Annotated in this window: 12 protein-coding genes and 2 pseudogenes; 11 read left to right on the top strand and 3 right to left on the bottom strand. The window is 56.9% G+C overall.

Features of this window, described 5'->3' with window-relative positions; translation table 11 throughout:
• Positions 1-38: 38 nt before the first annotated feature.
• Positions 39-671: a tyrosine-type recombinase/integrase gene (locus tag NKI96_RS09245; protein WP_023697492.1), complete on the top strand. Its 633-nt coding sequence runs from the start codon at positions 39-41 to the stop codon at positions 669-671.
• A 62-nt stretch (positions 672-733) separates the two neighbouring features.
• On the opposite strand, the pseudogene NKI96_RS09240 reads toward NKI96_RS09245, so the two are convergent.
• Positions 734-1862, bottom strand: a pseudogene (locus NKI96_RS09240) (IS30 family transposase).
• A gap of 229 nt (positions 1863-2091) precedes the next feature.
• Here NKI96_RS09240 and NKI96_RS09235 point away from each other — a divergent pair.
• Positions 2092-2604, top strand: a complete 513-nt coding sequence (locus NKI96_RS09235; protein ID WP_023731489.1) for a hypothetical protein — start codon at positions 2092-2094, stop codon at positions 2602-2604.
• Positions 2605-2732: 128 nt separating this feature from the next.
• Here the strand turns inward: NKI96_RS09235 and NKI96_RS09230 are convergent, their stop codons facing one another.
• Positions 2733-3623, bottom strand: coding sequence for a LysR substrate-binding domain-containing protein (locus NKI96_RS09230; RefSeq protein ID WP_023692425.1), 891 nt, complete (start codon positions 3621-3623; stop codon positions 2733-2735).
• A gap of 875 nt (positions 3624-4498) precedes the next feature.
• On the opposite strand from NKI96_RS09230, the gene NKI96_RS09225 reads away from it, so the two are divergent.
• The 9 genes from NKI96_RS09225 to NKI96_RS09185 all read left to right on the top strand — a co-directional run bounded on the left by NKI96_RS09225 (position 4499) and on the right by NKI96_RS09185 (position 12180).
• Entirely contained in the window at positions 4499-4711 is a 213-nt protein-coding gene (locus tag NKI96_RS09225; protein ID WP_031247014.1) for a helix-turn-helix transcriptional regulator, read from the top strand.
• Entirely contained in the window at positions 4701-5624 is a 924-nt protein-coding gene (locus NKI96_RS09220) for a hypothetical protein (RefSeq protein WP_023744368.1), read from the top strand. The genes NKI96_RS09225 and NKI96_RS09220 overlap by 11 nt, the downstream gene beginning before the upstream one ends.
• 92 nt (positions 5625-5716) lie before the next feature.
• Positions 5717-6580: a hypothetical protein gene (locus tag NKI96_RS09215; RefSeq protein WP_156936369.1), complete on the top strand. Its 864-nt coding sequence runs from the start codon at positions 5717-5719 to the stop codon at positions 6578-6580.
• A gap of 229 nt (positions 6581-6809) precedes the next feature.
• Entirely contained in the window at positions 6810-8441 is a 1632-nt protein-coding gene (locus NKI96_RS09210; RefSeq protein WP_084558258.1) for a DUF927 domain-containing protein, read from the top strand.
• A gap of 354 nt (positions 8442-8795) precedes the next feature.
• Positions 8796-9317 carry a hypothetical protein gene (locus NKI96_RS09205; RefSeq protein WP_023744371.1) on the top strand — a complete coding sequence of 174 codons (522 nt, stop codon included), beginning with the start codon at positions 8796-8798 and terminating at the stop codon, positions 9315-9317.
• Between the two features lie 182 nt (positions 9318-9499).
• Positions 9500-10075 (top strand): tyrosine-type recombinase/integrase, encoded by a 576-nt coding sequence (locus tag NKI96_RS09200; RefSeq protein ID WP_023744372.1) that lies wholly within the window; start codon positions 9500-9502, stop codon positions 10073-10075.
• An 84-nt stretch (positions 10076-10159) separates the two neighbouring features.
• A complete protein-coding gene (locus NKI96_RS09195; RefSeq protein WP_245265745.1) occupies positions 10160-10546 on the top strand; it encodes a DUF3768 domain-containing protein in 387 nt (128 codons plus the stop codon).
• A gap of 6 nt (positions 10547-10552) precedes the next feature.
• Complete coding sequence (locus NKI96_RS09190) at positions 10553-11575, top strand: hypothetical protein (protein ID WP_050592351.1); 1023 nt, start codon at positions 10553-10555, stop codon at positions 11573-11575.
• Positions 11575-12180, top strand: a complete 606-nt coding sequence (locus NKI96_RS09185; RefSeq protein WP_245265776.1) for a hypothetical protein — start codon at positions 11575-11577, stop codon at positions 12178-12180. The genes NKI96_RS09190 and NKI96_RS09185 overlap by 1 nt, the downstream gene beginning before the upstream one ends.
• On the opposite strand, the pseudogene NKI96_RS09180 reads toward NKI96_RS09185, so the two are convergent.
• Positions 12158-12356, bottom strand: a pseudogene (locus NKI96_RS09180) (helix-turn-helix domain-containing protein); the annotation flags it as partial. The gene NKI96_RS09185 and the pseudogene NKI96_RS09180 overlap by 23 nt on opposite strands.
• Positions 12357-12601: the final 245 nt, after the last annotated feature.

Genomic DNA, 12601 nt, shown 5'->3' with positions numbered 1-12601 from the left:
TTTCTCTGGTGGCCAATCATGGCTGCAGGAGAAGCGAAATGGGACACTCGTGCTACGACCTCACCGACTCCGACCGCCGGGCATGGAATGCCGGGAAGAAGGTCGGGACGAAACGACCTCTGAAACCTCGACAGATATGGGCGATACGCTTCTTTCTCGATCGAGAGCTGCGTCTGCGAGACAGAGCGCTCTTCGATTTGGCGATCGACAGCAAGTTGCGCGGCTGCGATCTCGTCAAGATCAAAATCGGCAACCTCGTGGTAGGACCGGAAGTCCGAACTCGCGCGATGGTCATCCAACAGAAAACTGGCCGACCTGTTCAGTTCGAGTTGATGAGCGACGTACGCTCCAGCCTTCTCGCATGGCTGGAGCGACGCGGCGGAACAGTCGATGATTACGCGTTTCCGAGCAGGATCAATCCAAGGGCTCACATGAGTACAAGGCAGTATGCACGCCTCGTCGACGAATGGGTCGAGGCGATCGGGCTTAGACCAGAGGAATACGGAACCCATTCCCTGCGTCGCACCAAGGCCTCGATTATCTACAAAGCGACGGGAAATCTGCGAGCCATCCAGATTTTGCTCGGTCATACTAAGATCGAGAACACGGTCCGCTATCTGGGAGTCGATGTTGAGGATGCTCTCGAACTTTCCGAGGCAACTGAGGTTTGATCAGGTGCGGCTCCACTTCACGAGTGGAGCCGTGACCAATTTGCGCCGGTGGGTTCAACCGGTCATCGTAACACCTTCTGTAGCCTATCGGCCGGCGTTTCGAAGTCCAGGGTTTTCGGGGTCGCTGATTGAGCTGCAGGGCGACGGCGTTGAGTTGGGCCTGCGAGACATGGGAGAGGTTGGTTTCTCTCGGGAAGTACTGCCTGAGCGGACCGATGGTATTTTCATTGCTGCCGCGCTGACAGGGACTTCGCGGATCGCAGAGGTAGACCTGTAGATCGGTTGCAACGGTGAAGCTCATGTGCCGAGCCATCTCCTTGCCCTGGTCCCACGTTAGCGAGCGTCGTAACTCTTCGGGCAATGTGCCGATCGTCTGGGCAAGGGCCGCCACGACGGTGGCCGAGTCCCTCCTCGCCACCTTTACAAGCATTGTGAACCGGCTGTGTCGCTCCACGAGGGTGGCGATGTGCGTGTCGTTCGCGCCGGTGAGCAGATCACCCTCCCAAATGGCCTGGGATGGCGCGATCCTCAGCCTCGGCGGGGCGCTAGCGGATGGAGATCATATCGAGTATTTGTCCTTGCCCCGTCCGGCTCTGTGCGCCTTTTGCGAGCCGCATCTGTCGTTTGGTACACAGGTGCGCTGTTAGTTCCTTCTTGAGCGCCCCTCGCGACTGGATGAATAGACTTCGATAGATCGCTTCATGAGATATCCGCATGCTTGGATCGCCTGGGTACTCTCGCCTCAGCCAGCCGGCTATCTGCTCCGGGGACCATTGCAGCGCTAGCTTTTGCGCCACCTGCCATCGTAGCCGCCCAGAGCTTGCCAGGCGACACTGCTTCGGGCGCAGCGCTCGCACCCAAGCATGCTTGTCGGCCCGGGTTGCACGATACGCTTGTGCACCGCCATTGCGCGAGATAACGCGACATATTGTCGATGGGGATCGCCCGAGACTTCGTGCAATAGCGCGGATCGCAAGACCCGCCGCGATCCCGCGAGAGATCTCTTCGCGTTCCGCCAGCCCGAGCGCCAAGGCCCCTCTACGCCTAGCTGACGGAGCAATGCCGCTGCGTAAGGATACGATCCGCTGAACGCCGGTCTTGTTCCGGCGGTCAAGTGCTCTGACCTCGGTTCCATCGCTCCCAAAGCTCGACCTTCTGCGCTGACGTAAACCAGATCCGTGACGTCACCATGCAACACCTCTTCATCCTCTCAGATTAAAGCGGGTTGCGACGACCGGTTGAACCCGCCGCCTCATTCCGGTCGTTCGCCCACCTTCCGAAAACGGGTCGCCGGCGGTGAACTCAACACTAACTTGTCGTCAGTAAGTTGTGTTCCGTGCCTCCTGGCCTAAGCGATTGCGTTCTTGCAATATCTCAGCTCAGCTCCGGCGTTAATTTAGATCAATCTAATGGACCCCTAATGAGTGCGCGCTTATCGACGGCCATTAGGATCGGGGAAGCCGCAAAGGCGATCTTCCGAAAAACTCAGAGCTTTCCAAGCCGAGAATTCGGAAAGCATGCAGACCTGAGCGAACGCGAACACGTCGGCGTTGAACCGATGCTTTTGGCGCTTTCTATGGAGCTGGCACTCAAAGCGTGGTTCGTCTTCGACCATGAAAATCCAAGAGTCGTCAAATCGCACAACCTGATAAGGCTGTTTGATCGCCTAAAGCCCGAAAGCCAAGAGAAACTCGACGCGGAGTTCAAAAGGTCAGTGGTCCCGTATCATCCCAATGGTTTCTACATCGAGTACAGCATTCGTCACATTCTGTATCAACACCAAGATGCCTTCACCGACTGGCGCTATCTTCACGAGGCAAAGAAATCGATGATGTTCGATCAGAGTGCTTTTGAGGCAACGCTCGAAATGGTGCTCCGTGAGTTCGAGAAGAGGTATCGGATTGAGCGGGTGAAGCCGCTTTGGCCATCCTGAATGTAGTCAGGATCGGAGGCCCCGATGCGGCCTTGATTGTTTCGAGCGGTAGCTTTGGGAGCTTTCCTTGCCGGAGGGAAGGGCTAACGACCGCAACGAGGCGGGCAGCGGCCTGACCGTTCCGGGCTTCAGGACCACGTGGCCTCGTCCGAAACCCACTTATGGAACGCGGCGATACGAGGGTCGGTCCAGCAATCTTTTCTGCAACACAAATGATAGGCCTCCGTGTCGTCAGAGATCTGCATATCTTTGAACGGCAGCACCAGTTCTCCCTTGGCAATCTCGTCGTGAAGCACAGAGAGGTCTCCGATCGCGACGCCCTGGCCCATGGCCGCGGCACGATAGGCCATATCGGCACTGGGAAAAACCTCACCCGAGTTCACGTCAAGAAGGTTCGGCGCAAATCGCCCAGCCCAAACTTTCCAATCGTGCCGATCAGGCGTCTCATGCAGCAGGTTATGGTGAACCAGGTCGGCAGGAAACGTTATTGGCACGCCCCTCTCCAGTAGCTTTGGAGAGCAAACTGGGGTGCCGAACGATTGCAACACCAACACCGCCTCGATATCTTTCGGCCGATTTGGATAACCGCAGTCAAAGGCGAGATCGAACTCACCTCCGAAGAAAATTTCCCAGTCAAAAGGAGCGGTCGTTACCCGAATACCGATTGCAGGCCATTGCTGCTTGAAACGGTCAAGCCGCGGTAGCAGCCACCGAATGGAGAAGGTGGGCGGGCAGATAACCTTCAGATGCCGAGGCTGGCGTTGCACGTCTTGAGCTCCCGCGGCAATGCTTTCGAACGCGGCCGCCAGGATCGGTTGAAAATTGCGCCCCGCATCGGTCAAAACCAACCGGCGCGGCAATCGTCGAAACAATTCCACTTGCAATGCTGTTTCCAACAGCTTGACGTGCCTGCTGATCGCTCCTTCGGTCACGCATAGCTCCTCAGCCGCGCGCGCAAAGCTTTCGTGGCGCGCGGCTGCTTCAAAGGCCCGAAGCGCATTGAGTGAAGGGAGACGCATCGACTGTCACTACCTCAGGAATTCTGAGCCTATCCCAGAGAAAGACTGGTTTGTAGCCGGTACGCTGTCTGCCTACGCTGTCATCTGCAAGCGCGAGGTTGGCACGGAGGCCTGACGGTGAGCAACAATCTTCTTGCATCGACGTTTCAGGACTTGTCCCATGAGGTTCGAGCAATCAGAATAGCTCGCTATGTCTCAAGATGGCGGCAACGGCATTTCTACCGCCGTGACCTAGCGCGACTATCGGGGGTAGCGCCGCACATGATCGACGATATTGGATTGACGGAGGACGAAGTGGAGTCTGAACTTGCAAAGCCATTCTGGCGATGATCGGATCCTGACTAGGCCGACCACTTGAAAGCTGGAACCCTTTGTCGAGTGCGCTAAGCTCCCTTCAGGTCAAGTCACGACGCGCCCACGCCAACCCTGAATGTCCGGCCTTGAAGATTCGCAGACCGAAGCTGCCGGTCAGCTACCGGCCCCAAAGCTGACGATGAGATGAAAATTGGCCGGGGGCGCGGTCTCAGACTCCAATTTGCGACCTCTGGTCCGTCGAATAGCTCCGTATCGCTAACTCCCCAAACGCTGACGTGAATGCAAACTGCTGCGCTTTACCCTCAAATTCGTAAGCTGCACCGCAGGACGAAATTGTCATCGGCTAAAGCGTCAGGACATTGCTTGCTCCGCCTGTATAAGAATTCCAACTCGCGTCGCTGGCCATCAATGGTAACGGGTTCGCTTTCTAGCAACAAATCGGATGCGCTAAGCCGAATCCTTCGGCCCTAAGCCGAATTCGGCTTAGCGGTTTTCCGCTCGGCCTCAACTCGCTCAATCTACGCTAGCACCGGCATCTTTCCACTGAAGGAGTGCCGCCGATGCTTAAGAATACCCCGCTGCCCGCGACCGGCTTTGTCCGACTCGCATCCATCCTCGCCCCTCACGGCCCGATCCCCGTATCTCGTTCGACTTGGTGGGCCGGCGTCCGCGCCGGCAAATTCCCGCCGTCGATGAAGCTCGGTCCCCGCACCACCGTCTGGCGCGTCGAAGATATTCGCGCACTTGTCGAAGGAGGCATCGATGACCGCTAATAACATTGATACCTACGGTGGTGTCGAAGCAACCGTCTCGCCCTCGACCGATGACGAGCGTACCGCCCCGACGGTTGAGGGCCCCGATGTGGGTTCGACCGCGGCCAATTTCGGTTCAACCGAAAAAGATGACGGCGACGGTGTGCTCGATAGCGCTGGATCCTCGCGTGCTCTCGTGGTCTCCGACGGCGGCACGGACGGTCCTGCTGACGCTCTGTGTAGCTCTTCTCCGCTGGCGGCCGCCATTGCACGTTGTGTCCACTGGAATGAAGGGAATGGCCTGTTTGGCATTGCCTGGAAGGACAAAGTTAACGAAGGATTGGTGCCGGCGCTTACTCTTGCTCTCCGTCTCAAGGAAGAAGGCAAAGAGGCCGTTGAGCAGGTCCTTCGCGAACCTTATTTCAAGAACACGAAGGGTAACACGCAGAAGGATAAGGTCTTTGTCATTGCGGTGCGCTTGACCTTCAAGCCCACGGAACCGAGCCATATGAAGCTCTGCTACGAATATGCCGCGATCATCCAGTGTGCAGAACAGCTGGAAATTCCTTTAGCCGACTTCGCTAGTTGGGTGGCCAACACGAGCATCGCGACCTGCAAGGCGAAGCTTGCCAAAATCAAACGCGAGTCTAGCCAGAACGATGTTGGCGGCGTCAACGCTCCAGCGACTGACACGCATCCGCCGAACGTCGTCAATGTTCCCGAAGATGTATCTGCTTCTAAGATGGCGATCGCCGTCGCGAACAAGGCGGAATGGCAGGCGATCATTGAAACGGCAGATCCCAGCGCGCTGAAGGGCGCGTTGGTGCAGACGATCGCTGATTACAAAGGCGACGATGTCGCCGGTCTTCTGAACGCTCTGCGGGAAAGGCTTGCCGCCTTCCCCCAGGCGTCCGCGCAGGCAAGCAATCAGTAAAATAGTGACGGCGCAGGCGTGCCGCGCCGTCCCCTCCCTTCCACCTGAATTAAGCGACGCACTCGATAGTGGCGTCGCCCGAGGACCCATACATGCACAAATTTCTGCTCGATCCGTACAACAAATTGGCCATTCCCAAGGCTGAGCCGATGGCCATTTCCGCCTTCTTTGAGACCAAGCAGTTCTGCAAGGATGAAGACGCCGTGCGCGTTGCTAAGATTGAGGCCGACCTACGACGCCGGACGTCCCAATCGGGCGGGCGCAAAACAAAGTCAGCACTACGGGTAGCAACGCTACTAGCACTACTTGAAAATGGTCTAGCCACTGGCAAACCATACCCGACTCTGGCATCCTCCCAGTACATGCGCCAAGTGCGGTCAAACACGATTGGCGCACTCCTCGACGCCGTGGTGCATTTTGCAGACAGCGATCTCCGCACCGTTACCGTGATCAACCGGAAATGGCGCTTCACTGCCCGCCAACTCCATAAAGTCACCGCGGCGCAGATCAAGCAACAGTTCCGCACTCACCTGCAGCGTGCAGGAATTCTCGACGAGCCGGGCTTTCTGGTCGCCTTCTTGCACGGCGAGTACGAGCCAACGACCGGCGAGTTCCAACTGCATTTCCACATCCTGACGACGGCTGAGAAAGCCGCTCTCTTTCTCAGTCGCCTTCGCGGGCGCTGGGGTTACGAAAAGACTGCCACGGGTGCGGTGCCGATCAAGCGTTGTAAAATTGAAAACCGCCCCAAGCAGTTCTCTTACCTGCTGAAGTCATTCTGGCCCGAGCGCCCGGTTGTCACCATCGACGGCGTCGAAAAGCGGGTGCGCGCGAACCGTCGTATCAAAAGAGAATTCCATACCATGTACTTGCAGTGGCTGGACCGCTGCGGTCTGGCCGACATTATGGTCTTGAACAACTGCGTCTTCCGTAATGAAAAATTTCATGGTTGCTGATTTGTATTTCTCGTTTTCTCTGCTTTCAGCGATCCTCTGCTCAAACAGTGCCTTAGGAGGCATGGAGATGTAGTTTCCTTCACTTGGTGCCGACAACACTGTGGTCGTGCGCCGAAGCTCGCGTCGTCGTGCTTTTGATCGCCGCGAAAAGCAACTGAAATCGGTGGGAAGGGTGGGAACGGTCTTCCCACTGCCACCTCAAATCACTCCACTTCAAAGGGAATTATCAATGTCGACCACACGAACAACTACAGGCCTCGTGTCATCTGACGACGGGCCACAGATTATAGACGCAGTCATCGATCAACACGGTAATTATTGGATCAAATTCGGCACGGCGACGAACTCTTGCTGGGTTTCGCTAGCCGAGTTGGCGACCGATGAGAAGGCGTTCTTCGCGAAGCTCACTAATGGCGGTGTCCGCCTTTATACATCCAAGAGCCGTAACAAATTTAAAGGAGCAGTCGAGGAACATAAGGAATATCGGAAGGGGCTGGTGGCGGCCACCTCAGGATGGGTTGGTAGGCACTTCGTTTTTGGCGATGGAACGGTCATTTCCCCGAAAAATGATGCTCGCGAACTCATCGTGACATTTCCCCCGGATCGGAAATTCACGCCAGTGGGAAGCTTGATTGCGTGGCAGGATGCTATGTCACCCGTCAAAAAGCAGCCGGTCTGCCTCTTTGTGCTGATCTATGCACTGGTTGCACCACTGCTCAAATTCGCGCCGCCGAATTTCCTCAACCCGCAGCTGGAACTCGTAGGTCCGCCAGAGTGCGGAAAAACGACAATCGCTGTGGCGGCGGCATCAGTGTGGGCGGGCAACCCTGACAGCGAAGTCGGGGGCGGTCAAACCTGGGACGTGACCGCGCTGTATCTCGATCGCGCCAAGGCAGCCCACGCTGGCGGAATTTTAGTTCTCGATGAAGGGAATTTGGCTGGCGCCGACAAGGCGGGCCAGAAGGAAGTCATTCGCCGCGGCATCTTTTCCATGTCGTCGAAGGGCATGCGCCGTCGTTTCATCGATGTGACTGAGACACCGCTGGTACATGTGGCTGTACTGAGCACAAGCAACACGCCCCTTCGAGATTTGGTCGAAGTCCCTGGAAATACTCGAGACGCTCTGATGTCACGCATGCCGACCATTCAAGTGGATGATCGGCACGAATACGGGGTGTTCAAGTTTCTTCCAAAGGGATTTGCTACATCGCGCGAGGCGGCCGACGCGATCCGCAACGCGGCTCTTGCCGACTACGGCGTGGCATCAAGGGCGTTTGTGGAGCATTTGATGAACGCCTCTGAAGATGAGGCCGGACTACGCATTCGTATCCAAGACCTGATTGGAAAGTTCCGCAAGGAGGTCGGTGAGGTCGAAGGGGTAGGGCTTAATCGCGTGCTCAACACCGTGGCCCTCACGTTCGCAGCAGGTGTTTTGGCCAAGGAATGGGGTGTAGTTCCAAAGGGCTGGGGCAGGTTGCTTCCCGCTTTCGCCGAAATTCTCCAGTCCATCCGCGGAGCAAAACAAGCGAAAGCCAAGCCCAGGGCAATAGACCGTGTAGTCGATTACGTAAGCCAGAATGACCTTGCGAACGCAAAAAATTTGCGCAAGCGGCCACTCACTGCTGAACAGTTCCATCAGGCTAGAGGGATCATGAAGGCCGACGACAGCGAAGTTCTGATCCCGACATCAGTCTTCACGTCGACGTTTTCTGATCATACCGCGATGCTGAACGAGCTGAAGAAAGAGGGTTACCTGAAGGGCGAAGGGGGGATGAAGCCCAAGATGAGCATCAAGACACCGAAAATGGTATGCGCGGTCGGTCGGGTCTACCGGATCGTACTTCCGGCACAAACTCTCTAACGCTCGTTGCGACGGGTTGGCTCACAACCTCTTGGGGGGCGCCGATAGGCGCCCCTTTCTGTTGATCGACCGGTTTGATCGAAAGCAACGCCGGACTGCGTTCTATTAGACGGGAGCCGCGGGCCGTGTCGGGGCGGCCTCACGGCGCGTTACCCCAAGTGTGCACTGTGGCGGTTGTTGTAGAGGCGGAATTCGTACTGCAAAGTTATTCCCCGGCCACCCCGCTATTTCCCTGTTCCTCATAGTATTAGGTGTAATTGATTTTTTATAATATTTGTATCCATTTGACATCGCTTGATGTTCATGTTATGTTCTATATTGTGAACTGTGTTTATTAGCTGAAAGGATTTAGGTATGGAACGGTATGCTGTGGTTTTAGACGATGGCGTTGTAGGTAAGCCGCGCGCCTGCACGTTTGCGGGTGATGCGATCGACGGTGGGGCTGCTGCGGCCCATCTGCATGGTCTTTCGGTGGTTGTCCCAGCGACCGACGAATTGGTAACCGTCGCCAGGGAAATATCATCTGGCCGGGTATCATCGGCTGGCAAAGTTGTATGTGCATCCGTCAAGCAGGAAGTCTACGATAAGTTCGCAGCGCTGATCGGCACCGAACATCAGTTGAAGCCGGGTGATCAAAGCAGCGTTGGGAAGAGTGGCGCTACCAGCGCGCCTGCGACGCCGGATTTGTGGTCAACGATTGACGTGGGCTCGGTGGTGCTTGCCACGGTCGGCCGCGAAGACGGCTGGTGGGAGGCCGTGGTCCTTGCTGCCGATCCCTCTAGCGACCGCTTGACGTTGTCGTGGCGTGATTGGCCGAAAATGCCGTCGTTTGGCGCTTCGCGGCGCAGCGTGGCCGTTACTTCGCCCAAAGCCTAAGCATGCGCCAACCTTCGGCGGGAGGTTGCCCGCCGAAGGCGCTTTGTGCAACCAAAATTTGCTTATACAATCCTCGGTTGCATTTGGCTTGAACAAGTGCTATGATGGTGAATGCCGCCGGTTGGTGCTTCGGCTAAAGCCAGCCCGCGGTTTGACAGCAACCAATCCCAAGGAAACCCTTCATGCGAGGTCAGCCAGCAAAGTTGCTGCGGCCGTCGGAACTGCGCGCGCTTCTGACTTGGAGCAAGCGAAGCCGACTGCCGCTGAGAAATCGTGTAATAGTACTTTTGAGTTTCCGTGCTGGCCTCCGGGCTTGTGAAATCGCTGCCCTCGATTGGTCGATGGTATCGACAGCGAATGGCAAAATCGCGCCATTGATCGAGTTGCCTGGTTGGGCGGCGAAGAAGGGGAGCGGTCGACGCATTCCAATGCACCCCGAAATCAGCCAGGCGCTAAAGCAACTCGTTCGCGGTGCCGACCTGATCGGGCCAGTCATCGTATCGGAACGCAGAGACAGAATGAGTGCCAAAACCATCGTCAATTGGTTTGCTCGTGTCTATGGCGATCTAAGCCTCGACGGCTGCTCATCACATTCCGGCCGCCGGACATTTATCACCCATGCTGCTCGAATGATCCATAAGGCCGGCGGCTCGTTGCGCGACGTACAGCAGCTCGCCGGCCATAAGTCGCTGAATACCACCCAATCCTACATCGACGGCGACGCTACCGCTCAACGCAAGCTGATGCGTCTCCTCTAACCCCCACTGAACATCCAACGACCGTCACCTCGGCAGCAATCGCTGCCGTGCCGCCTTCGCTCGCGCTCAAGAAAGGAAAAGCTCATGACCAAGAAAGACAACGGAATGTCACCGGCAGATATCGAAATGATCCGCGGAATGCTCGATGAAAACCTAGTGAAAATCCGTCAACTCAACGACGACCTTAGGATCCGACGCCTTGGCGGAACAATTGTCATTACCGCTGGTATCGCCGGCCTTGGCGCATCGGCCGTAACGAAGACCATCGCCGCAATCGCCGCCTTCGATGCTTTCACGCCTGAGAACGATCCCAACGGCGAGCATGACTGCGCAGTCATGACCGTCGACGGCGTCAAAATCATTTGGAAAATCGACTATTACGACCTGAAACGGCAGTTTCTTTCACCAGATGCCGCCGACCGAAACGTCACCTCTCGCGTCATGACCGTCATGCGCGCCGATGAATATTGAGAGCGCATGACGATGGTGAAAACAATTGATGACGCCCGAGCGATAATGGCAGCGCTGGTCTCTCTGCCAGCCCAATCAAAACATCATGGCATTGATCCATTGGCGCTCGGCCAATCCTCAGATGCGTCAGAGGCAATTGCCAATTCCGATACTTCCTGGCTGTACCGATCACTGATTGACGGTTTTAGCTACCAGGGGATTCGTGACTCACACGCCCGCGCTTATATCGAAAAGCACGGCAACGCCGAATGGTACGGCGTCACCAATGCGCTCAGCAGAGAAGGGCGTTCCAGCGAGCAGGAACTCTGCCCGAAGCTGGCTGACTTTGATAGCTATCGCGGTTGCCGTTATCGCAAGGCAATTCAGACCTGCGCTAATCCCGACAGCCTGGCCACGTGCCCTGTGCCGAAGCTCGCATTGAGGAAGGGTGTTCTTAACGAGCAAGCTTTCTCGCTCTACCTGTTCATCCGGGACGAATGCCGCAGCGATCTGGTCGCGTTCATCGACCGCTTGCTCGATGTGACCAACACGAGCGAAGACCCGGTCTCTGCCGGGCGAGAGGAGCTTCTGGCGGCTTTCACGCAAGTCGTTGGCGTCTCACGCAAGCTTGCCGGCATGATGCTCTCACAAATCCTCCTCAACGCTGGTCCCGATCGCCAACGATGGCACGCCGTCGGCGCATCAGTTGTCGTAGTCGACTCGCTGGTGCATAACTTTCTGCACCGGACTGGCATCCATGCTGCCTATCAAGCTGACCATCTCTATGGGCAACGCTGCTACAGCGCTGTCGGCTGTGAGTTTATCTTGCGCGACCTCGCAGCAAAAATGGCTGACGAGCCGACCCTCTCCATCTCGCCACGAGCGCTGCAGCATGCCGTCTGGCGTTTCTGCGCCGCTGACGAACTATCCGTCTGCAATGGCAACAACATTCGTGACACTCTCCCCTGTGAACTCCATTGGTGCCCGCTCGGACACCATTGTAGCCGCCTTGCGCTCCGACCCGCCATGCCGTCGCAGGGGGAAGCCTGATGTCACATCACGCACTTCTCCCCTTTCGCCAAGGCGAACTTGATGGCCTCTGCGGCATTTACGCCGTCATCAACGCAATCCGGCTCGCGCTCGGCGTGCGTGCCAACCTTTTCCGGCCGCCCGTTTGGCAGGATCTTTTTGTCGCATTGCTGGAATCGGTTGATCAGTCAGTAGGGGCGGCCCACGCCGCGTCGAACGGTATCGATACACAGCCTCTAAGATATCTGTTGAAGGCCGCGATCTTGCATCTGGCGACCGAACACGACGTGGCCATCCGAGCCAAACCTATGCTGGGTCGAGACGAACAGCCATGTTTTGAAGAGCTCTTGCGTCGTCTCGGCGATTGGGTTGGACAACCAGGTCAGGCAGTAGTGTTGTCGGTCTTCGGCTCGCTTAACCATTGGACGGTCGTCCGCCGTATTAGCCGCAGCTCTCTCATCCTCTTCGATAGTAGCGGCTATGCTCGGATCTCGCTCGATGCATGCCGCATGGCCCACGAGCGGCCAAGGCCCAAAGGACGACAGCACATCGTCCCGCACGACGCCATTTTTTGCGTCGCGGCCACTCTGAGTAGGCTGGCGACTGTACCAACTCGACGTGGCTAACTCCCAACGCTTGGAGAGAGCGAATAGCGTCTCGACGGTAGGGTTCCGCTGGCCTCGCTCCAATCCGCTTACGTATTGCTGACTGAGGTTGGCCCGTTCGGCCACGGCCTTCTGCGTCAATCCTGACCGAGACGAAGGCGCGCAAAGTTTCGGCTTACGAGCTTGCGCATGTCCATCCGCAAGCAATCGTCGAATTACCGCTGGACGATCACCCAGCGTGCTTGTTCGCCGCCAGTTGCGGGAGCTGCGTTTTGGTCGGGTCAATCGACCAACGCTGATTTCCGCGCGACCAATTTGGGGGCCGGAAGCTGACCGACTGGTTTTAGGTCAAGGCGCGAAAACTCCGCCTACGACCTTCGCACGAATTCCCATCTGCAATAGCTCCGAAAGCCGGCGCTCAGTTGCATCATCCAGCGGCTGC

The sequence above is a fragment of the Mesorhizobium sp. M0292 genome (assembly GCF_040321695.1).
Lineage (GTDB): Bacteria > Pseudomonadota > Alphaproteobacteria > Rhizobiales > Rhizobiaceae > Mesorhizobium.
The sequence above is the reverse complement of the archived record's forward strand: the minus strand, read 5'-3'. Positions and strand labels throughout refer to the sequence as shown.

What these genes read in the sequence shown, in the direction of transcription:
- NKI96_RS09195 (WP_245265745.1), top strand. Translation starts at nt 10,160, where the DNA reads ATGACCAAGAAAGACAACGGAATGTCACCGGCAGATATCGAAATGATC.
- NKI96_RS09185 (WP_245265776.1), top strand. Translation starts at nt 11,575, where the DNA reads ATGTCACATCACGCACTTCTCCCCTTTCGCCAAGGCGAACTTGATGGC.
- NKI96_RS09190 (WP_050592351.1), top strand. Translation starts at nt 10,553, where the DNA reads ATGACGATGGTGAAAACAATTGATGACGCCCGAGCGATAATGGCAGCG.
- NKI96_RS09220 (WP_023744368.1), top strand. Translation starts at nt 4,701, where the DNA reads ATGACCGCTAATAACATTGATACCTACGGTGGTGTCGAAGCAACCGTC.
- NKI96_RS09225 (WP_031247014.1), top strand. Translation starts at nt 4,499, where the DNA reads ATGCTTAAGAATACCCCGCTGCCCGCGACCGGCTTTGTCCGACTCGCA.
- NKI96_RS09210 (WP_084558258.1), top strand. Translation starts at nt 6,810, where the DNA reads ATGTCGACCACACGAACAACTACAGGCCTCGTGTCATCTGACGACGGG.
- NKI96_RS09235 (WP_023731489.1), top strand. Translation starts at nt 2,092, where the DNA reads ATGAGTGCGCGCTTATCGACGGCCATTAGGATCGGGGAAGCCGCAAAG.
- NKI96_RS09205 (WP_023744371.1), top strand. Translation starts at nt 8,796, where the DNA reads ATGGAACGGTATGCTGTGGTTTTAGACGATGGCGTTGTAGGTAAGCCG.
- NKI96_RS09230 (WP_023692425.1), bottom strand. Translation starts at nt 3,623, where the DNA reads ATGCGTCTCCCTTCACTCAATGCGCTTCGGGCCTTTGAAGCAGCCGCG.
- NKI96_RS09200 (WP_023744372.1), top strand. Translation starts at nt 9,500, where the DNA reads ATGCGAGGTCAGCCAGCAAAGTTGCTGCGGCCGTCGGAACTGCGCGCG.
- NKI96_RS09215 (WP_156936369.1), top strand. Translation starts at nt 5,717, where the DNA reads ATGCACAAATTTCTGCTCGATCCGTACAACAAATTGGCCATTCCCAAG.
- NKI96_RS09245 (WP_023697492.1), top strand. Translation starts at nt 39, where the DNA reads ATGGGACACTCGTGCTACGACCTCACCGACTCCGACCGCCGGGCATGG.